The following is a 22,537-nucleotide window of genomic DNA, read 5'->3' on the forward strand; positions in this document are numbered from 1 at the left end:
CACTGGTGACAGAAAACCAGTCTAATTCACATAGTACAGCCGATATGGTACAAATAGAGTTGGGTTGATAATTATGCCAATGATTAATTATCTACAACATGATGATCACGAGAAATCACAAACCGATTGGCTACGGTTTCTGGTTGAATCGCAGAGAGAATAACATGACTAGAATCAGTAATAATCACTGCCCTAGTCCGTCGTCCATAGGTAGCATCAACCAGTTGACCTCTATCCCTAGCATCGGTGATAATGCGTTTAATGGGAGCAGATTCTGGACTAACGATGGCAACGACTCTGTTGGCAGAGACGATATTACCAAACCCGATATTGATTAATTGAATTTCCATAAAAAAAATTTCAGCTAAACGAGAAATGAAAAGCTTGTAGCAAACTTATTTCCATGTTATCGCTAAAGAATGGGAGTTACAACGATTTAACCCCCGTTAATCTGAGTTTTTTCATAACTTATGCTTTTTTTAGCTGTGTTATCGGCCAAATCTCCTAAAAATACCCCCTATGATATATGCAAGATTATATCCATCTAAGCTAGTAAATGTTTCTTGTGAATTGAAAATAATATAGGCAAGATGAGCTTTTTCAAGCTGGAAATGGGCATTTATCCGGCAGATTTCGCTCTAATGAGGTACAAACTTGAATTATGAAACTCTTGTAGTGCGGGCATACTATGGCTAACGCCACGCTGCGCTATCGACAAGCTCAGTACAAGTCTTGCCCGCTACATAAGTACCTCATAACACCGGAAAGTGCTGTAAATGCGCCGAATGATCAAGAAACGCGATTTTTATCAACTTTCTTCAATGCTTGCCATCTTTGTTGTAACTGCTGCCAGTTGGGAGTATGTCCACCATAACGCCAACTCACATAAGCATGACAGATTTCATCTATCACCTCCGCTATTTCTGGAGAATGGTGTTGGTATGAAAACTGGGCATATTCTAGAGGTGTTTGACTGGGATGCTTACCTAAACCCTTGTTAGCAGTCCATTGCAGCATTTGCTGGTAAAGTCTTTCCATTGGCGGTAATTTCTTTAACCACCGGATATTTAGCCACTTACGCCATTGTCCCCAACCCAGCCAACCTAAAAAGGCTGCGATTGTCCCCACAATTAAACCAGTTAATACCCCCAACCAACCTTTAGTAAATAAAGCCAAAAACCAAGCTATTCCTGGGAATAACCAGCTAAATATCGTCCCAAATACAGTATTTAAAATAGCTGTAATTGGTGAAGGTAGCCAACCAGCCACCCAATTCCAAAATTGCCGCAGCACACTAAAAGTCTGATCTTCTTCTATCGAAGGGGGAATTAAAGGATGTCCAGGAATTGGATCAAAGGTAAACCAGCCATACTTAGGAAAATAAACTTCCGTCATCGCATAGGCATCAGTATTGCGGACAACATACATTCCTGTAAACGGATTAAACTCTCCTGGGGCAAATCCCGCCACTAGCCGTGATGGAATACCTACAGAACGCAGCATCACCGTTAATACAGTGGAAAAATGGTCGGGATAACCACCTTTATTTTTGAATAAAAAGGTTTCTACCAAGTCATCCTTTTCATTCAAATAAGGCAAATCTAAAGGATTTGTCGGTAGGGTGTAATTTTGTTTAACATACTGGGCTAAGTAAAGAGCTTTTTCATAAGCTGAATCTAGGCTTTTCGTCCCTGGAGAACGGGAAACCCTTTGTTGATCATAACTAGCCAGTATTTCTTCAGTTCGTTTGCGGACTTTATCGGCAATTTTTGGCGGGATTTGCAGGTAATAGTTTTTAATATTGGCTGGATATTTAGTTGATGCTTTACCTAATAAAGAGCGATCGCGGTAAGGAACATCTGAAACTACGGTATATGTTAGCCCTTCTGATAACTGTACTGGCGCACGTAAACCATCTTCTTGATCAACCGCTATCATTGGTGTGGGAAAGTACAAAGCTTTGGGATAGGACATTGCCGGAACCAGATTAGGCAACTCTGTCACCAAATTATAGGTTTGCACTACCTCTTTGGTGAGAGTAGCCAAGGGTGGAAAATCAATAGAAATGCGGGAAGTCCAGGATGATTGTCTGAGGGTAGTAACTTGATCATTACGGGAAATCTTCCAACCCTTACCCGTATAATTGTCAAAAGCCAGGACGCGCCAAAAACCTGCTGCTTGCGATCGCACACGCATCACCACCTTGGGTTTCATTTCCCCCCGCAGGTTTTGGTTAATCTCGCTATTGAAACCGTAATAAAAATTACTGTTTATTTTTCCTGGTTCACCAGCTTTTCCTGAGCCACTATCACTATAATTGCCATTACCTTGACCATTACCCTTGCCTTCACGGACATAACCGGGGTTAATAATACTCCGCCCCGTGAAATTTTCGGGAATTTTCAGGGGCGCACTCACAGGAAAAGACTGAATCTGATAACCAGGAACTCTGGGTAAAATTGCAAAAATCCCCAGTCCTAAAGCCACAATCAACAAAAAATTTAAAATTAGAAATTTAAAATTGAAACTAGAATTATTCTTTTTGGCAGATTTTTCCGAAGTAGATTGCTTGAACCCTAGACGAGAACGGTAATCAAGCACTAAAGTGGGGAGAGATATTCCTAAAAATAATAGTAACACAGGTGCAAACGTCATAGTTTGACTCAACGTCGCCGCCACACCCAGCAATATCAACCCAATCACAATCGAATAGCCCAAATCTTTGCGTCGGGGCGTATCAAAACTATGTAATACCTGCAATTGAATCAATAACTCCGCCAAACTTAGCCGAGTATCATTCCAATTACCAATAAACCGCCCAAAAAAAGCCCCCAAAGCCAATAACATTCCTATCGCAATACAGAACTGCACAGGAATATTAGAACTACGGCGACGGTAGTAACTCCACCCCGTTCCTACCATAGTTAATGGTACTGTCCACAGACTAAATTGAGTTTCACCAGCAATATCCGTGGCCACAATCCCCAAAATTACCAAAGCCATCACCAGCACTCGTAAAGGAATTGAATCTTCCACTTCCCTTGTTGGAGATTTTCCTCTAGTTTGTTGCCACTGATTACCTACCGGTAAACGCCAAAACCGATTCATCCTGGATAAATTAAACATTTTCAAACAACCAAAGCTATGATGTAGACGCTGCGGACACAATGCTAGGTATGAAAACTATCATCTTGTCTTCACCCCCTTATCCTAGCCGTATACTCCCTAAGAGTACAAGTATCCTGCTCATAGCTAGGGTTCTAGATACACCTTTAATTAATATTGTTGATTTCCAAGAGAATTAAGTTTTAAAGCCAGAAAATTAATCAAGATTATTATACATCAGTTGCCATTGCTCCCATCTAATTCCTAGATATGGCATTTGCCTTAGATTTTCACCTGAATAGCCAACAATAAAGGCTGTTGATCCAATTCGGGAAACTCCACTGCCAAAGTATAAGTTGGCTGATTTCTATCAATTTGTAACTCTATCATCGGTATTTCTGAAGTCTCAGACCTCACAAATTCTTGAGTAGGATTACCCTGGAGTTGTAAAATCCCCAATGTAGGTAATTCACCCTGAACCGTCAACCTCGTAAATTTACCTAAATTCCGTAATTCTACTCGAATACTCAAAGTCCCCACCGTAGTGAGCCATTGTCTTTCTAGCAGTGGCTGATTAAATGAAATCGGCAAAGTTAGATTTTCTAACAGTTGCTTGGCTGCCATTAACGACAATGCCATTTGTTGACGTGGTAATAAATCAAAATAATCGCTCTCAACATCAGCCGTAGCTGTCAAAGTATCAGCAGAACGATAAGAGCTTCTCAACACTAACCCAGCCAAATCATTGATGACTTGAGTATCGGTGGGAAACATACTTTCTACCACCTGAACTAATTTAGCTCCCAGAGGTAGGGGAGATGTCAATAAAACCTGACATTTGGCCAACAATTGCCAAAAAACTTTTTCGGGCAAAGGAATCGGTAAATTTAACTTAGATTGGTGGACCGTCCACCCCCAAACAGGAACTAATCCCAGATATTGTTCTTCTACACAGTCAGGATACTCCACTGATTGTGTTTCCCAGGGGAACAACGGCGGATTTTTTTCTACTTGGTCTTGTAAACGACGCTTAAGAATAGCTTGAAAACGTTCTTGCACAGTAGGAATTTCTCCCAATTGAAAGGTTTGGGGCTTTTCTTGTCAATCTGAGTTCACCAATCATTTGGCTACCATCTGGAAATGAATGTCTACCCCGTCAATTTCCTCACATTATAACAAGCTGTACAAGTAGGTGCTGAATCTGTAATTTTTCAATACCCAAGCAAGTTGATGATTTTGTGAAGATTCACAAGTCACCATTCATGGGTAGATGCACTAGATCCGGACACTAAGGAATTCCGAATTTCCCAAGCCTGTTCCAAAATCTTAAACCAACGTTTCTGTAATTGTGCCATTGACAAGCCTACAGTCTTAGATATTTCCTCATCAGGTTTTCCTTCTTGCTTCAAATCTAAGATGGACTTTTCTTTATTATCTAACTGGGCTGTATAAGTTTCCCATTGAATTGGAGTTAAACCCAAATTAGTTGGTAAAGAAACTTCTAACCACTCATGTACCAATTCCCAGCGATGTAAAAGAGCAAACCGAATTAAATGATATTTAAACCGTTGCTGCAAGTAATCACGCTGCCGAGATGTTAAACCCAAAATTGACTCAATTTCTGGTGCTGATAAATCCTGAAGACGAAGAGCAAAGTAATCAGCACAGTCAGATTGTTCTTTTTCTGCTAAATAGTCTATTAATTCAGTAATCACAACCGAGCGCAGGGTATCTTCTTCTGGTTCGGGCTGCATTGCCATAGCCGAGCGCAATTGGTGGATAGCTGGCTCTTCCCAAGAACCGTCAGACTCACCACCCCCACCAGATGATGCCTGTTCTATATCTACACTTGTTTCTAAAGGCTGCTGTTTAGAAAAAGTTTGCGCTCGCAGAATAATTAACTGTTGCTGCCTACCGGGGAGGGGAATCCGCCGTTTACCATATCGTTCGGTAAATGCCATGTATTCTCCCAATTCCAAGAGAGTATGGGGACGATAGGTAAGACCTAATTGGTTCTCCCTTCTAAAAGCATTTAAAGCCTCCAGATAAAAACTCTGGAGAAAATCTTCAATAATCGTCAACCGCCCTTGATAGCTTAATTGCTTGTGAGGGGGATTAATATAACGGTAAACAATGGCACTCAATGTGCTATGTAATTCTACCCTGCCACGACTTGAACCTAACTGATAGTATCGGATACACTGTTGTAACCGATGTTTAGCTAGGCTCATGGCTGAACTTTCTACAGATCCGGAAGTTTGAATGCGTTTACTTTCATTACAAATCCGCAAAACTTCGTTAGTAATTCTCACAGATACATCGTGACAATTTTGCTCCGAAGCCTTAGTTGACTGTTGAAGTTCCTTAAATAGGAATTGAAAGATGACCTCCACGCTGATAGAAATTTTCCCCTGATTAGTTGCGATTGCTGTTGAATTCATAGTCCCAGTTCTCAAAAAGACCCTAACATACTTTGGACACGACTTGTCAGACCTTAGATAATAGCTGCATGGTTTTTGTGTACAAGTCAAACGCAAACCAATCTACAGTGAGGATATGTGGCGTAAGAAGATTGAACTTGTGAACCCCCATTTTGTGGGATATTTTGCGCTCATGTTTTAGCCATTATCCAAAAGTCATTTACAACTCATGATGGATTTAGAAGCACAAATTCAATTGCTGATAGACAATGCACCCCAGGATGGCGTGACACCACAGATTATGGTATCAATCGCTCCTGTATTAATCGCTATTGCCCAAAAGTTAAACCACTACCAATACTTTATTCTCCAAAATTCTGAGCAGGATTGGGTTTTAACTACATTGAGCAATCGCGCAAATCCAGGAATAGAAAAGCAAGTTATTTACGCTTTCCCTACCATACAAGATGTTTCCCTAATCTCAGATGATGGGCGTGACCCTCACTTGCTGCCAACCCTCATGGATGTTACTCAAATTTTATTCCAATTGGTAGCCCTGAAACCAGTACACAGCATAGTTTTTATCGAAACACCAGGAAATATAACAAATACTGTAGAAGTGCGGCGTTCTCAACTAGAAAGGCTGATTCAGCAACGATTACAGGAATTTAAAGGCAAAAAAATAATTCCTCCCAATATTGCATAACTAGGAGTCAGGAGTCAGGAGTCAGGAGTCAGGAGGAAGAATTAGAAGGAGGAAGAATCCATAACTAAATTTGGGATTTTGGATATTAAATCTCCTCAATCCCAAACCTTAAATCGCCCTAAATTTTGCTTAGTAGAGCCGACTTAGGACATAGTCGGTCAAATTCATCAGGGCTTCGCGGGATGCTGATGGTTCTAAAATACCAATATGCTCGGTGGCTAATTTGCCATGGTGAGCAGCTAACTCTCTAGCTCGCTGGATACCTCGACTATCATGAATTAGTGCCAATGCCTTTTCTAAATCCCCTTCTTGGGCAAACTCTCGGTTAATCAAGGCTGCCAAGTCAGGTTTTTCTTCCAAGGCAAATAAAGCTGGTGCTGTCAGGTTGCCACTTTTGAGGTCAGAACCCGCTGGTTTACCCAGGGTGTCTGTGGAACTGGTGAAATCAAGAATATCATCTACTATTTGGAAGGAAAGACCTAAATGGCGACCGTAACTGTACAAGTGTTCGGCAGTTTCTAGGGATGTTTCACTAATTAAGCCAGCGGCTTTAGAACTGTTGGCAATTAATGAGGCTGTTTTGTAATAACTCTTTTGCAGGTAGGTTTCTGTAGAAAGATCAGCATCAAAACGATTTAACCCTTGTTGGATTTCTCCAGCGGCTAAATCCATAATTACTTCCGAAAGCAGTTTAACAACATCCAAATTATTGAGATTTGCTAAATACCAAGAGGATTGAGCAAAGAGGAAATCCCCGGCAAGTACAGCAATGCGATTACCAAACAAACTATGTACTGTCGGTACACCACGGCGGACATCTGACTCATCTACTACATCATCATGGACTAAGCTGGCTGTGTGGATCATTTCTGTAATTTCTGCCAGTCGTCGGTGACGCGGTGTAATATCTTCTTGTAGCATGGTTGCCCGCGATATCAGCAGCACTATCGCAGGTCTGATTCGCTTACCCCCAGCACCGAATAAGTGTTCGGCTGCGGCATAGAGAATGGGGTGGCGATTTCCAACTAGCTGTTTAAGGTTATCTGCTAGTATTTGCAGGTCTGCTTCCACAGGGGTAAACAGGGAGGTGGCTGGGGTCATGGATAGGCGGACTCTGGCTTAGGTTACGAAAGTTTACATATTCTTTAATTTTAAGATAACCCAGTGTCAGCGCAAAGTTTTCCTCTGGGAATCTGATTTTTAATACCTATTAAGTTATTCGGAGCTTGAATTAAAAATATGTTATCATAAATGCTCTTTTAATGTCGCTTCATTTCTTGTCACCCCAATTCTACGTAGTTATCAAAGGTAAAATGTTAATAAAATAACGCGCATTACCAACAACCGCAAATTCGCTGTCAGCAACGAAAATTTTTTAAATTTAGTGAAAAAATTAGCTTCAAATTCAGGCTGGCTGTGTTAGGCTAATACCTAGAGATATTAAATTTTTCAGCTTATTCACTTCCTAAGTAAAACCATTATTGAGTGATTTTACGCACTAGTGTTGTGGGTCTAAAATAACTTGTCGCCAAAGAAAAAATGGGAATAATTCCTAGATTCTCGGCGATAATCATGCCTTTTGAGTTGAATTATGCTTTTCCAGTTATGGAAGTAACTCAACGTATTCAGCGCACGTTGGGTATTGGCGTATATCTATTTAAATGGGCGTGAAGTCAATAACACAGGCTAGGTAGACTGCTGATGAGCGCAGTTAAGTTTTGCTATTTAGCAACTTTACTGCTGTCGGATGTATGGCCTGGGAAAGTTGATATTAAAGAAAATAAATTAATGGACCAGAGAAAATGTATTTTCTACTGGAAAGTTTAGTATAGCTAACTACAGTTATCAAGGGTGTGCTTGGATTAACTAAAGTTTCGCTAGTTTTGTGTGCAATTTTACCTTCCTTAGTAATTAAAGATGGGGGAACAATGATTTACGGAAATATGCCCATGATGATATTTATTTTAGCTGCTGGATACTTATTTAGTGTGTATTTATTATTAGCATTAGCCAAGCGAACGGGCAAAAAAGGTCTTTCTCAAAGCGATTCTGATGCTGTCCAAGATAAGTACAAGCAGCAAAGAGGATTAACGACAAATGTGACTGAAGCTATGAATAGTCACTGAGAGGGGAGAGGGAGAAATTTTCTTCTTTCTCCCCTTATTATACGACAGCATCAGCAAAACAGACTTGTTCTACCATTGGGGTATAGCCTAACCACTGCAAAGCAGACTGGGTAAATTGCTGAGGACAACCGCTGACAGCGAAGCGGGTGGGCATTGGTGGATGAATATTCTTAATTCCTAGTATATCTAATTCTTGAGAGCAAGCAGCTACTACATGAACTGCTGGATCAATTAGTTTGACTTGGGTAGGGAGGAGCGATCGCAAAACTGGTGACAAATGGGGATAATGGGTACAACCATAAACTAAAGTATCTATTTCCTGCTTCAGCAAAGGTTCTAGATAAGTTTTAGCGATTTCAGTAGTATAAGGATCATGAATGCGATTTTGTTCAATTAGTGGCACAAATTCGGGACAACTGACTTGCCAAACTTGGACATGGGGTTGAATTTCTAAAATAGCCTGACGGTAGGCATTGCTTTGAGCCGTAGCTGGAGTAGCAATGACACCAATGCGCTGTCCTTGTTGGACTGCTGCCTTTGCCCCTGGTAGAATCACTCCTAAAATGGGGAAATTAAATTCTTGACGGACTATATCTAATGCCAGAGCCGAACTGGTGTTACAAGCCATAATTGCCATTTTCACCCGTTGCTCCTGCATCCAATGGAGGATTTCTCGGACAAATTGCAGAATTTCTGGTTGGGAACGAATACCATAGGGAAGGCGGGCTGTGTCCCCCACATAAATAATTGATTCGTTGGGGAGTTGTTGATAAATTTGTCGCAGTACGGTTAACCCACCGATACCACTGTCAAATACCCCAATCGGAGCGCGTTGAGGTTCTTGAGGGGAGAAAGTATCAAAATGACTATCAAAAATAGAAGATGAATACACAGCAAGTATTAATTTGGATTGTGGTTAGTGGTCAGTAGGGGCGAAGCATTTGGAAGATAAATTATCGGTCATTGCCAAAAATAGTTCTCCAAATGCTTCGCCCGTACAGTGGTTAGTGGTAAAGAAAAAACAACGAACAACTGACAACGAACAACAGACGATCATTATCTTTGTTTTAAATAATTCAGAATACCACTAGCTATGCCCTCAGCCATACGACTTTGGTACTCTGGTGATCCTAAACGGGGATTATCTTCTCGACCGGTCATATAACCTGTTTCTACTAAAATAGCAGGCATAGTATTTTTTCTCAGCACATAAAATCTAGCTTTCCGAGTGCCTCGATTATTCAGGGTACTAATATTTTGGAGAATAGTTTGCCGAACAGTTTCTGCTAAAGCATAACCACTGTCGTAATAATAGACTTCTAAACCATTAACATCAGACCGATTATCCACAGAATTGGCGTGAATGCTGACAAATAAAGTAGCATTAACCCGCTTGGCTATATCCACTCGTCCTTGCAGTTCCACAAAAAAGTCAGCATCTCGCGTGAGGACAACTTGGATACCGTTTTGTTCTAAAATTCTCGCCAGTTTTGTACTAATAGGTAGAACGACATCCTTTTCTAGCAACCCACCCAGTCCAGGAGCGCCAGAATCTTTACCGCCATGTCCAGGATCAATAACTACTAAAACTTTGCCATTAGGAACTGGTAGACGGGGCTGGGGTCTTGTTTGCGGTGGGTCTGTGCTAAAACTTGGAGGATCTAGTCGTGGGATAGAAGGGATAGGTGGTGTAATTAAAGGGCGTTGAGAGCGGAGGTTAGTTTGTAATTGTAGTGCTAATAATTGAGATGGGACTTGATTAAGTACCCCAAAGCTAACACCAGATGCAGGTTGAACAAGAACAACTACAGTATTGTCAGATTGGGGTTGGAGACGGACTTTCAGAATAGGGCTATTACTACTAAAAACCGGACCTTTGACCTGATTAGCTAACTTAGCATTGGGAATGGTGATGCGAAATAGACCGGAACTTCTATCCCAACCAGTGGTAGCAGATATGGCTTGATCTGCCCGAATTAGTAATTGTGTGCCATTACCACCGATTTCTACAGATTGAATAATTGCGGGGGAGTCACTCAGTGATGGTGCGGAGGATTGGTTATTATCAGGTAATTTGGCCAAACGATCTGGGATGACGACAAAACCGCTGTTACCACTAAGTAGGGCTTGCCAATTGCGACTATTGCTATCTAACTGCAAGGTCATGCGAACAGTAGATGGATTACTGGATGATTGGCTAAATTGGATACGACGGACTCCATAGCGATTAATCACTAGATCCCGTTGTCCCATATTTTGTGATAAGGCTGCGCCAATGATATCAATATTAACAGAGCGATTGTCTTGACTGCGATTAACTTGCAGTTGAGGACTTCCACCACTGGTACTAATAAAAAACCCATCCCCTGTAACTCGGAATTGATCAATTTGCACTACCCCTGGGGGGATTTCTCGATTAGATGGGGTAATCCGATTTGCTGTAACTACGTTGTAAATACTTCTGGGGTCTAGTGTTGGTTCAGATGATTGATCTGATGTTGGGGGTAGTGATGGTTCTCCAGTTTGCCCAGAAGCAACTTCTGGCTGTGGTAATTCTACTATCCAGCGTTTGCCATTGGTGGGAATAAATTTGACTTGCTTGGGGTTGAAGGTGTAACCAGGGGCTAGTTCGATAACTAAGCGTGTTGTCTGGTCATCAAATTGACCGATACGAATAGTGCGAATTTTGCCACCAATCTGTTGGGTTACGGACGGACGACCAAGTTCGGTTCCTGGTAAGTCAATTACCAAACGGGTGGGGTTAAAAATAAGTTGGGCTTGGGGTTGGACAGCGCTAGATGTGTTAATTTCTAAGTGATTTTGATTGGTATCAAACCGCCAAGATTCTAATTTCGCGGCAAAAGCGGGCGAAGATAGCATGAAGACCGTTCCAAAAGTGCTAGGTATTAACCAATGTAGTTTCACAATCCTTTCTCCTGATTCCTGTTGATGGGATTTGTCAATATCTCGACTTATGGGCTAATCTTCAGACCATCACCGCTGCCAATTTAACTTTGTGCAAGTAAAAGATTTTGGTGTTGGTAGTAAGACACGGCTAATGGCGTAGAATTATAGCATATAATTGGTTTACTGTTGCCATTTGGTCAGCAAATTTATTTTTCTAGGGTTGGTGATGAATCAGATGACAGGTGATAAAAGTTACTTTTCATCTGGATTTTAAATACTGAAGTATGCCTTGGGCGATCGCATCGGCCATTTGATTTTGATAAGCTGAAGTTCTCAGTTTGGCAACATCGTCTCTACCGGTCAAGTAACCTGTTTCTACTAAAATTGCGGGCATAGAGTTTTTACGGAGAACATAAAACCGAGCTTTCCGCACGTTTCTGTCTCTGACATTGAGACTTTGCAGAATTTTCTTATGGACAACGCGAGCCAGTGTTAAACCACTGTCGTAATAATAGGTTTCTAAACCACTCACTTCTGGACGATTTGCACCTGCTGAATTAGCGTGGATACTGACAAATACATCAGCATTAGCCCGTTCTGCCATAGTCACTCGTCCCGGTAAAGTCACAAAGTAGTCAGAATCTCTAGTCATAATTACTTGGATACCATTTCGTTCCAAAATTTCGGCAATCCTTTTCCCAATTGGTAAAATAACATCCTTTTCCAGCACTCCACCGATACCAATTGCCCCTGAGTCTTTACCACCATGTCCGGGGTCAATTATCACTACTATTTTGCCTTTACGAAGGTCGCGCCTTGGGGTAATTTGTGGTTGTCTGGGTTTAAGGTCAGGTAGTTGTTGTTTGGGTGGTAATAGGGGAGGTAAATTCATGGGTGGTCTAATCTGACGATATTGTTGCAGTTTTAGAGCCAGGAATTTGTCTCCTGCTTGATTGAGTACACCTAGTGTAACACCTGATGCAGGTTGAATCAAGATAACTACAGTATTTGGCGGTTGCGGTTGCAGACGAAGTTTGATAATAGGACTATTAGCATCAAAAGTAGGGCCTTTGACTTCATTGGCTAATTTAGCATTAGGAATGGTGATCCGGAACAAACCAGAACTTTTATCCCAACCTGTAGTAGCGGATATAACTTGGTCGGCTTTAATTAATAATTGTGTGCCATTGTCCGCAAGTTCTATAGATTCAATTGTCGCAATTGAGTCGTTATTGTTTCTGGTGGGGGGAAAATTATCAGTTTCAGGGGCATTAACCATTCCCCTGGTGGGAAGGATAATTAAACCGCTGCTACTAGCGGTTACTCGCCAATCAGGGCTATTTGTGGCGATTTTTAAGGTCATGCGGACAGATGTTGGGGTTGTTTGCAATTGAGTAAATCCAATGCTGTCCACACCGTGTTTATTAACGGCTAAATTTCCTTGTGTTAAATTTGCTGATAAAGTTGCATCAAGAATGTCAATAAATACCGTAGTTTGATCTCGACTTCTGATGATTCTAGTTTGAGGATTACCGCCATTTGTCCGCATAAAAAACCCATCACCAGTAATTTGGAAACTCTCAATTTGAGTTGTTCCCCTCCTGCTGTTAGCAGTTTTAGAAATGGGTGAAAATTCAGGTTTTGCCTGGGAGTCTATGCCGACTAAATTGTAATTATTATTATTATTGTTAGTGTTATTATTGGTGGCAGATGAGTTGGAATCAGATTCTAATTTTGGTAGTTGTACTGTCCAGCGATTAGCACTTTTACCAACAAATTTCACTTGTTTTGGATCTAGGGTATAACCAGGACTTAATTCTAAAACTATCCTGGTTGTTTGTTCATCAAATTGACCAATGCGAATTTCCCGAATTCCTCCACCTATTTGTTGAGTTAACTGGGAACGTCCGAATTTCACACCCGGTAAATCAATTACTAACCGAGTGGGGGTAAAAACTAATTGTGCTTCTGGTTTTACAGCACTATTTGTATTAATTTCTAAGAGATTTTGATTTCGATCAAATCGCCAAGATTCCAATTTTGCGGCTAAAGTTGGCGACGATAGCATGAGTACAGTACCAAAGGTAGCAGGTAGTAACCATTGTAGTTTCACGGCTTTTTCTCCTTAGCTAAATTAAATAATTAATAATGATATGGACACATACAAAAAACACCCACCACTGTCAATTAATGACATAGATTGGCGGGTTATCCTCCATAATTACTAAAAACATCTTCAAACTGTAAAAACTGTCCTGAAAAAAAATAGGAATACAAAACATTATCAAGGCTACTAAAATGGGGGGAAAGGAAAGTTTTATAAAACCAAAAGAAAACCAAAAAGTAAATTTAATTAAAGGTAGAAATAATAACCATTTTTAAAATTAGAGGGTTTCCAGATTACAGGAGACGGAGATTGGATGAGAGAAGTTTCTTCCAACCTCCTGATATAGTAAATGTAAAAACTACAGCAGAGAAAATTTTCAACTATCTTCTGTGATATCTACAGCAGAATTTGAGGTGAAATTCAAATTACTAATCATCTTTTGTAGTTACGAGAGATTGTGGTATTTCTACTGCTAATGTTTTGCCAGAGTTGCTGTCTAAATTTGTGGCGGTATTTGATTCTGGAAATACAAATCTCAACAGGGGAGGAGCGATGAATGTGGTAATAATAACCATCATAATAATTGCTGCTCCTAATGGTTTTGAGAGGACACCACTAGCTGCACCGACACCAGCAAATACTAAGCCAACTTCACCTCTGGGAATCATCCCCACACCAATGGCCAAGCGGTTAATGCCGGGTTGACCAAATACTGTTAAGCCTGTCACTACTTTACCAATGATGGCGACTGTGATCAGGAAAGTTGCCATGATTAAGGCTTCCTGATTGGTAGGAATGGCTGGGTTTAAGACTCCCAAATCGGTTTTTGCCCCGACTGTGACGAAGAAAACTGGAACTAGCATATCAGCAATGGGGATAACTTGCTTTTGGAGTTCTTTGCGTTTGTCGGTTTCTTCGAGAACTAACCCGGCGGCAAAAGCCCCAAGAATGGCTTCTAAATGGATGACTGAGGCGAGGTAAGCCATGATTATGGCAAAAATGAAGGCAGGGATGACTAATTCACCTCTGGTTTTGAGTTGATCTGCGATCGCTACAAATGATTTATTAAAGACATTACCAAAAACTATCGCCCCAATGAGAAAAGCACTGGCACTAATAATCAGATAAATGACGTTACCCACATCAACTACACCATCTTTGGCTAAACTGGCAACTACCGCGAGAACGATAATTCCCAAAACATCATCAATAACGGCTGCACCGAGAATAATTTGCCCTTCTTTAGAATTCAAGCGTCCTAATTCGGAAAGAACTTTGGAGGTGATACCAATACTGGTTGCTGTCAAAGCTGCACCTGCAAAAATCGCGGGAATGGCACTAATCCCAAATATGGTCATTAATCCCACTGTACCTGCTGCAAAGGGGACTATTACCCCCACTGTGGCCACTACGAAGGCTTGAACACCAACAGCCATGAGGTCTTTGAGGTTGGATTCTAAGCCAATTTCAAACAGGAGGATAATTACACCCAATTCTGATAAAACTGAAACCACCTCAGACTGCGCTGCAAATACCTGTGGTGTGGCTTCTGGGGTTAATCCAGCGGTGAGTTGCAAGAAGGTCATGATTAAGGAATTAGAAGCGTCTGTACCACCTTCTGGGAAGACTAACAAATGGAGTACGGAAACACCGATAATTACACCACCGAGAAGTTCACCTAAAACTGCTGGTAAGCCGATTTTGTTGCATAATTCTCCACCAACTTTGCTGGCAAAGTAAATTACGACTAAGCTTAAGAGGACAGCGGCTAATACCATGGAACTGTCTGCGGTGGCTGTGGCTGTGGCCAATAAGGGAATGGTTGCACTGATAAGCTGCATTGGTTATCTGAATAACAATTTCTTTATTTTTACTCTTTTTTTGACGGGAATTTATTCAGGTATATATACACCGCTAATAACAGCTATAAGTTGTGATATACAATTAGACCGGCGGTTATAAATCGCGTTTACATGGAAAAAAAAATACGCACTTGCATTATGCTGAAAGTTTAAGCGATACTATAGATTTGGAGTCTTTGAATCTAGTAGAAAAGCGTTAATTCATTTTGATTGTAATTACGCTGATAAAAGCTTACCAGAGTGTCCTAAAAATAGATAATTAGTTTCATATCCCCGACTTCTTCAATAAGTCGGGGATATATTAAAATGGATAGTCAGAATCAGGATATCCAGGATTTAAGGATTGACATGATGTTGATACAGCACTTCCCGGTGTTATGAGGTACATATCTAGCGGGCAAGATGCCCGCACTACAAGAGTTTCATGATTCAACTTTGTACCTCATAAGAGCGGAAACCGCTGTATTGTCAGAATTAGGATGTCTAGACTAATAACGTTCATGAATTGATTTACATTCCCAAAACATTCCCGGACTAACGGTTAAAATTTGCTCATTTGGCATCATTAATTCCCAATAAGCAAGCCCAGAATCATCTTCTAAATCTGGTTCTAAAATTAGTTCGTAATGATCCTCAAATGATAAAGTGAGTTTCATATCATTACTATTAGCAGGAATGACAAAATTAGTCAGTTTTTTATTTTCCAAATACTGTAACGGTATTTTAGCAAGTTCGGCAGCGTTTTCATAATTTGCGTACAGAGATGAATAACTGAAAAGATTATCTCCTATCATTAAATACCAAGGTGTAGCCCTAGTGTTAAGTCGCCAGCTTCCTTTGCATAAATGTGCTAATTTAGGATGATTATAGGCAGTCATTTTACCAAAATGTAACCGTAATTCATCCCCATAACTAAATGTAATTTGATGGCAAATTTCGCCGATAATTGGTTGAATAATTTGATTTATATCTAGTATTGAATTAGCAAGAGATGTTTTAGGAGTCATCATTAAGGAGAATAAAAACCTATATAAGTTGTCGCTCAAGATTCTGCACTGCTCTAAGTGCATCTTGCATTATAGGAGAATTTTTTTCAGGTATGGAACTATAAACAGCTAAAAATTGCTTTGCGCGGGTAGCAGCTACATAAAACAGGGAACGTTTTTTTATAGGGTTTTGATCTCCTCCATCTGGATTAATAACATACACAATATTAGCATCATATCCTTTAGTATCCCAAACCAATGCAACATTGATGGTTTGCGGCTCAACTGCTAATTTCATGCGTTTTTCTTGACTGCTAATATCCTCTCCACTACGACGGTTTACCCTATTACCAAACTTTGCATACAATACATTAGATATCTCTTGTACCATATTTTTGCTAAAACACTGGATTAATACACCTCCTTTCAGGACATTCTCTAAACCCTGAGCAGAAAAAAGTTGATCGAGGTCTTCAACAACAGCATTACAGCATTCTTGATTAGAATTAAACTGACGCACTTCTGGTGTTGTTTCTCCAGGGAAAACACAGAAATTACAACTAATCCAATTCCGACCATTTTCCATATACTTTTCTGTAATTAGGGATCTTTCTTTAAGTTTATTAAGGCTCATTAAACGCTCCATTTCAACCCTACTGGTATCATCAATGGAATCTCCCAAACAGGTATTAAAAGTAAAGTCAACTAATTTTTTAGAAGTTCTGACACAACTTGATAAAAAATGCTCAATCGGTCTTTGGCTATTGACTCTTTTTAAAACAAGGTCTTTGATTCCGAATATGTTTTGAAGATCATCATAGAAAATGTATATACTTTTAGAGTTAGTCCTTGAACCACTACGACATAGATTGATAATTAAGTTATATTCTTCCTGACTAATATCTTGTCCCTCATCAACAAATATAATATCGAATATTCCTGTATGATTGTTAAGATAATCAAATATTTTTTTAGCCCGCTCATTACTTTCCTTAATTCCCTGAAGTGAAAGACCTTTATTCATCATCTTTCGATCATAAAGTTCATCTTTCAATGTTGAAAGATTGTGAATACATACATACTTTTTATAAAATGATTTGTCTAAAGGTGCAATATTAATAGGTGCATTTACAGCAGATTGAATTTCATCAGCCAGAAGTTTATTTATATAATTATTGTGGTGATAAACTAATATAGATGGATAGTAACCATGTCTAACTCGAAATGTTTCTGCTAAATGTGGTACTAATTGACCAAGAATAACTGTTTTTCCACTACCTGCTACACCACGAAAAATATGTGTCCTTCCTAGTGTAAGAGCAGATTCATTATTAGCTTCTTGAACCAATTCATGAAATACTAATTCTTGAGCAGGAAAGAGAACTTTTCCACCTTGATTAATTCGCTCAAGTAACTTGTTCGCCTCTTGTACTACTTCAGATTTTTGAGTATTATTAGTTGCTTTAGGTTCTGAATTAGTTTGTTTTGAATTTGCTGCTTGAGATGCTTGTGTGCTATTTTGAGTCTTAACCTTTTGTTTATTTAAAAATTCTTGACGAAAATAATTATGCACTTTGTTTAGTAAGTTCTTTGTCAAAGTTTGCATATACGGAATCACAGCTATTCCTACTATGGGTGGGGCTAAAATAGGCCCTAAAATTTGAAGCAATTGTGACCAGATTAACTCCCCAGCCTGTCCAAAAATCATTACTGCTGCAACATCCAGAATACATTGAGGAGTTACTACATATTTTGGGTCATAAATACGTGCTATTGCCAACGCTCCTGTAATCTGACATGGTATGTATATAAAACCAGGAACGCCATAATATACATTTAACTGTCCAGCAGCAGGAATAAGGTCACGAATAACACGCTGTTTGACCTCTTCTACAGCTTCTTCCATTTCTTCAATAGTTCTCTCTGACCAATTAGTGTTGAAAATTGTTTTGAATAACCGTGAGTTTTCTTCTACTTTTGCAGGTAAGTTAAAAGCTACATCACGTGCATCTTGCATGGATTGGATGACTCGGTTGTAAAGGCCAGCAATCTTGTTGAAAAATCCCATAAAGAGGTTATTTGTGTAATTTTGTCTATAGCATAATATCATTTTTTACAAATCTTATATAGTCAATAACTATTGATAAATCCCTATAGATTATTGTTATAATGTAATTACATCATGTACATACACCACAAATGAGTAACTCCTACAATATTCGTAGTACCAAAATTGGTAACAGTTCAGGGTTTCGACTTCCTGCTGATTTTTATCGTGAACATCCTCAATTTGCGAATGCAGATGGTTGGATTGAGGTTTTATCACCCGATACAGCAATTGTGCGAATTGTTCCTCAATTGCAGGATGATGAAGATGCAGAAGACTCTCTATTAATGCAGTTGTTTCTTGATTTTGCCACCACAGAAGCATTGAAAAATAATACATTACAACCTTATACAACAGAAATGTCTAAAAATGCTCATCAACTAATTGAAGGTGTGCAATTAGAAGATGAGTAAATTTGTTAGTAATAATTGGGAAATTTATTTCCATCCTCAATTATTTGGTAATCAATATCAAGCGTTATCAAATCGCGTTACTAATTTGCGAGAACAATTACCAGAAGCAGAGTTTAAAACTCATGCAACAGTGAAACTTTTTGCAGCAATTACGATAGCAATTGAAACCAAAATTACTTCTGATCCTTTTGCTAGTCATTTTGTCTTAACGGGTGCATTAAAACGCTATAGTCGAGTCAAAAAAATGGGTTTACCAGAACGGTATCGGCTATTTTTTCGCGTGTTTGATACTCCAGAATTAAAAGCAATTGTGATTTTATGGTTAGGGTTTCCGCGTAAAGAAGGTGCTAAGGATGACTGTTATGATGTGTTTACTAAAATGGTAACAAGAAGGACGTTTCCAGATAGTTTGGATGAGTTATTAGGAGATTGTGGGGTAAATGTGGATGAACTTGAGTAGTAACAGTAACTTGGGTTGAGAAACTGACAGGATTTAAAGATCCCCGACTTCTTAAAGAAGTCGGGGATCTGGTGATATCATCTAATTATTCAGCACCCTCAATTGGGGCAAAACCTTGACGTTGGATGTTTTCTGTGATATTGCGTGGTTCTAAGAATTGCAGCAAATAATCTGGTCCTCCTGCTTTTGAACCGACTCCAGAAAGTTTAAACCCGCCAAATGGTTGACGGGAAACTAACGCCCCGGTAATATTCCGATTAATGTATAAATTCCCAACTTCAAATTCTGCTTGCGCTTGTTCAATGTGGGAAGGTGTGCGAGAATAAAGACCACCAGTTAAAGCGTAATTTGTGCCGTTGGCAACATCTATTGCTTCTTGAAAATCTTTAACTCGAATTACCGCTAAGACAGGTCCAAATATTTCCTGTTGGGCTATGACTCCATTTGCGGGTACTTCCGAAAAAATCACCGGACCGATAAAATAACCTTGACTGGGTGCGGGTAATTCTAACGCGACTTTTGCTTCTTGTTTGCCTTTTTGAATATACTCCAAAATGCGATCGCGCGAAATAGCATCAATTACCGGACCAACTTGGGTACTGGGTAACTCCGTCTCCCCAATATTCAAGGATTTTGTGGCTTCTACCAACCTTTCCACAAAAGCATCATAAATGGGTTCAAGCACAATCACTCGTGAACAAGCAGAACACTTTTGACCACTATAACCAAAAGCAGATTGGACAACGCCGACAACAGCCTGGTCTAAATCAGCACTTTCATCAACAATGATGCCATTTTTGCCACCCATTTCCGCAATCACTTTCTTGAGATGCTTTTGACCAGGTTTGAGAATTGCGGCTTCTGCGTAAATTCTACAACCTACTTCTTGAGAACCAGTAAAAGCAATGACATGAGTATCAGGATGATTTACCAAATAAGCGCCGACTTGGGAACCCTTACCAGGAACGTATTGAAAAACACCCTTTGGTATTCCGGCTTCAATTAATATTTCTGTAAACTTCGCAGTAATAACAGAAGAAGTTTCCGCCGGTTTGAGTAAAGTACAATTTCCCGAAACCAAAGCAGCGACAGTCATACCGCAAGCAATAGCCAAAGGAAAATTCCAGGGAGAAATCACAATAGCGATTCCTTTGGGTTGGTAAATATAACGATTGGTTTCCCCAACCACATCATAAATTACACCCTTATCCAACCGTTCCATTTCCTCAGCATAATAAAGACAAAAATCAATAGCTTCCGAAACTTCCCCGTCAGCTTCCTTAACAGGTTTCCCCACCTCCAAAACTATCCAAGCGGAAAGTTCAGCGCGTCGTTCCTCCATTAACTTCCCAGCTTGACGCAAAATATCCGCACGTTGCTTAACTGGAGTTTTCTTCCAAGCGGGAAAAGCCGCTTTTGCAAATTGCATAGCTTCCTCAGCTTGGTCAACACTAAGTAAACCCACCTTACCAACAACTTGACTAGAATTAGAAGGATTAAGAGAATCAACAAAAGTAGTTGTATTCACATATTCCCCATTCAGCAAAGGTAAATAAGTCTTCCCCAACTGCTGACGCACATTTTCAAAAGCCAAACTTGATTTTTTCCTTTTTTCTCCTTGAGCAAAATCCGTATCCGCAACACCAACAAAACCTTCCTTCTCTTCTTTGCTCCTTTGCGCCTTTGCGCGAAACATATCTATAATTGGAGGTGCTAACAACTCCTCAACGGGACGATTTTCTAAATTTTGCCGTAAAAACGAACTATTCGCCGTATTTTCCAACAACCGCCGAATTAAATAAGCCATTCCCGGTAACAAATCACCGTAGGGACAATAAACCCGTACGCGATAACCCTTATCTACCAAAGCTTTAGCTATTTTATCACCCATGCCGTACAGAACTTGCATTTCAAAGCGACGACGGGGAACATTGAGACTTTCCGCTATGGCTATGGCGCGAGATTGCGATCGCACATTATGACTTCCTATGGCAGAATAGACATACTCATGATTTTCGAGTAATAGTTGCGTAATCGTCTCAAAATTGGCATCGGTGGCAACTTTATCATTATAAACTGGTTGTGGCCAATGCTTTTGAGCAGCTTTAATAGTTTCCTGATCCCAATACGCACCTTTAACCAAGCGAATACTGAGAGGATAACCGCGTTGTTTTAACCAAGCAATGATATCTCTAGCGTCTTGTTCACTATCACGCAGATATGCTTGAATTGTCATGCCAATATCTGTGCGTTGACGAAATTCCTCTTCCAGTAACAGTTTTTTGAGAATGGTAAAAGTAATATCCTTGTAGGCATATTGTTCCATATCAAAATGGACTGCTGCGCCCAATTCTTGAGCGCGACGGAGTAAAGTCCGAATATGATTGCTGACTCTTGCTTCACTACCTTGAGCATCTAAAGGGTCAAATTGGGAATAAAACGCCGTTAATTTGACAGAAACCTGAACTTTCGGGATATTTTCGCCGTCAGCTTCATCAATAGCGGGAATTTTCGCCCAATTTTTTGATGCTTCTACCAATTGCTGCATCAATTCCAGGTATCTTTCTAAATAAGATTGCGCTTCTACTTCCGTAATTACCGCTTCACCGAGTAAATCAATGGTGAAAGCCATTTTCTCTTTTCGCAGTCTCTCAACGGTTTTGATGACTTGCTTAATATTTTCGCCGGAAATATACTTGTGTGCTAAAGTTTCTACAGCAGTTCCCACTGTTGTCGCTGCTACCTGTGCGGGCATAGAATCGGGGTTAGCAAAATTTAAGATTGCTTTTAAAGCTGCGGGTAGTTCTACCGATTCATCTCCCAAATATTCTTGCATATGGGAGGCGATTTCTGATTTACTATGTATTGCGGGCAAAGTATCAATGAACCGAAATAATTGTACTCTTAAACCCGGATTACTCATAGCCCAATCGAGTAGTTTATCATCCCAGCGCATTTGGTCGCGTAAAGCTGATAAAAATGAGCGATTTTCCTGACTAGCAGCTAAAACTTGTTTAGCAATTTCTTGGGTTTTCGCTTCGTATCCGCTGTTTTCTACTGATAATACCATAAGTTTGTTAGTTTCCAAACAATATTTTTTTGAAGTAATGTTGAATGATTGTCCAAAAATGGATTACGGTGTTATTTCTAACTTAGTTAACGCCATTTTGTAAACTTTCCTAGTAGTTTTGAATGTGGTTGTATTGAATATCTGGAAAAACTGGGCTTTAGTATCTTTGGGGATAGGGATAGTTTACCTGGTAGGTTGTACAAAAAAGCCGACGAATGCACAATTGCAAGTATGACGCAAAGAAGCAAGTAATCGCAATGCGGAAATT

At 39.9% G+C, this 22,537-nt stretch carries 17 protein-coding genes; 5 read left to right on the top strand and 12 right to left on the bottom strand.

Translation table 11 applies throughout. The features are described from left to right. Positions 1-83: 83 nt before the first annotated feature. From remA to hetZ, 4 genes are all read right to left on the bottom strand, one after another. Positions 84-350 (bottom strand): extracellular matrix/biofilm regulator RemA, encoded by a 267-nt coding sequence (gene remA / locus PN450_RS21065; RefSeq protein WP_015080662.1) that lies wholly within the window; start codon positions 348-350, stop codon positions 84-86. Between the two features lie 439 nt (positions 351-789). Continuing rightward, complete coding sequence (locus tag PN450_RS21070; protein ID WP_271837455.1) at positions 790-3,126, bottom strand: transglutaminase TgpA family protein; 2,337 nt, start codon at positions 3,124-3,126, stop codon at positions 790-792. A gap of 261 nt (positions 3,127-3,387) precedes the next feature. Further along, positions 3,388-4,164, bottom strand: a complete 777-nt coding sequence (locus tag PN450_RS21075; protein WP_271837456.1) for a PatU — start codon at positions 4,162-4,164, stop codon at positions 3,388-3,390. A 194-nt stretch (positions 4,165-4,358) separates the two neighbouring features. Further along, entirely contained in the window at positions 4,359-5,546 is a 1,188-nt protein-coding gene (hetZ, locus tag PN450_RS21080) for a heterocyst differentiation protein HetZ (RefSeq protein WP_271837457.1), read from the bottom strand. A gap of 211 nt (positions 5,547-5,757) precedes the next feature. Here hetZ and PN450_RS21085 point away from each other — a divergent pair, with 211 nt between their 5' ends. Then, a complete protein-coding gene (locus PN450_RS21085; protein ID WP_041458069.1) occupies positions 5,758-6,231 on the top strand; it encodes a hypothetical protein in 474 nt (157 codons plus the stop codon). A gap of 129 nt (positions 6,232-6,360) precedes the next feature. Here the strand turns inward: PN450_RS21085 and sds are convergent, their stop codons facing one another. Beyond that, entirely contained in the window at positions 6,361-7,332 is a 972-nt protein-coding gene (sds, locus tag PN450_RS21090; protein ID WP_015080667.1) for a solanesyl diphosphate synthase, read from the bottom strand. A gap of 827 nt (positions 7,333-8,159) precedes the next feature. Between sds and PN450_RS21095 the strand changes: the two genes are divergently transcribed. Then, entirely contained in the window at positions 8,160-8,357 is a 198-nt protein-coding gene (locus tag PN450_RS21095; protein WP_015080668.1) for a hypothetical protein, read from the top strand. Between the two features lie 37 nt (positions 8,358-8,394). Here PN450_RS21095 and murI read toward each other — a convergent pair whose 3' ends face one another. Continuing rightward, a complete protein-coding gene (gene murI, locus PN450_RS21100; RefSeq protein WP_271837458.1) occupies positions 8,395-9,249 on the bottom strand; it encodes a glutamate racemase in 855 nt (284 codons plus the stop codon). A 49-nt stretch (positions 9,250-9,298) separates the two neighbouring features. Here murI and PN450_RS21105 point away from each other — a divergent pair, with 49 nt between their 5' ends. Beyond that, positions 9,299-9,448: a hypothetical protein gene (locus tag PN450_RS21105; protein ID WP_271837459.1), complete on the top strand. Its 150-nt coding sequence runs from the start codon at positions 9,299-9,301 to the stop codon at positions 9,446-9,448. Here the strand turns inward: PN450_RS21105 and PN450_RS21110 are convergent. The 5 genes from PN450_RS21110 to PN450_RS21130 all read right to left on the bottom strand — a co-directional run bounded on the left by PN450_RS21110 (position 9,414) and on the right by PN450_RS21130 (position 18,236). Then, a complete protein-coding gene (locus PN450_RS21110; RefSeq protein WP_271837460.1) occupies positions 9,414-11,282 on the bottom strand; it encodes an N-acetylmuramoyl-L-alanine amidase in 1,869 nt (622 codons plus the stop codon). The genes PN450_RS21105 and PN450_RS21110 overlap by 35 nt on opposite strands. Before the next feature lie 241 nt (positions 11,283-11,523). Further along, positions 11,524-13,377 carry an N-acetylmuramoyl-L-alanine amidase gene (locus PN450_RS21115; RefSeq protein WP_271837461.1) on the bottom strand — a complete coding sequence of 618 codons (1,854 nt, stop codon included), beginning with the start codon at positions 13,375-13,377 and terminating at the stop codon, positions 11,524-11,526. 422 nt (positions 13,378-13,799) lie between these two features. Continuing rightward, a complete protein-coding gene (locus PN450_RS21120) occupies positions 13,800-15,212 on the bottom strand; it encodes a cation:proton antiporter (protein WP_168652357.1) in 1,413 nt (470 codons plus the stop codon). Positions 15,213-15,721: 509 nt separating this feature from the next. Beyond that, complete coding sequence (locus PN450_RS21125; protein ID WP_271837462.1) at positions 15,722-16,279, bottom strand: hypothetical protein; 558 nt, start codon at positions 16,277-16,279, stop codon at positions 15,722-15,724. After that, entirely contained in the window at positions 16,260-18,236 is a 1,977-nt protein-coding gene (locus tag PN450_RS21130) for a DEAD/DEAH box helicase (protein ID WP_271837463.1), read from the bottom strand. Before PN450_RS21130 ends, PN450_RS21125 begins: the two co-directional genes overlap by 20 nt. A gap of 182 nt (positions 18,237-18,418) precedes the next feature. On the opposite strand from PN450_RS21130, the gene PN450_RS21135 reads away from it, so the two are divergent. Next, a complete protein-coding gene (locus tag PN450_RS21135) occupies positions 18,419-18,739 on the top strand; it encodes a hypothetical protein (protein ID WP_148764726.1) in 321 nt (106 codons plus the stop codon). After that, positions 18,732-19,199: a type II toxin-antitoxin system YhaV family toxin gene (locus tag PN450_RS21140; protein WP_168653518.1), complete on the top strand. Its 468-nt coding sequence runs from the start codon at positions 18,732-18,734 to the stop codon at positions 19,197-19,199. Before PN450_RS21135 ends, PN450_RS21140 begins: the two co-directional genes overlap by 8 nt. Before the next feature lie 85 nt (positions 19,200-19,284). Here the strand turns inward: PN450_RS21140 and pruA are convergent, their stop codons facing one another. Continuing rightward, positions 19,285-22,269, bottom strand: a complete 2,985-nt coding sequence (pruA, locus tag PN450_RS21145; protein WP_271837464.1) for an L-glutamate gamma-semialdehyde dehydrogenase — start codon at positions 22,267-22,269, stop codon at positions 19,285-19,287. Positions 22,270-22,537: the final 268 nt, after the last annotated feature.

It is taken from the genome of Dolichospermum lemmermannii CS-548, from assembly GCF_028330815.1.
Classification (GTDB): domain Bacteria; phylum Cyanobacteriota; class Cyanobacteriia; order Cyanobacteriales; family Nostocaceae; genus Dolichospermum; species Dolichospermum lemmermannii.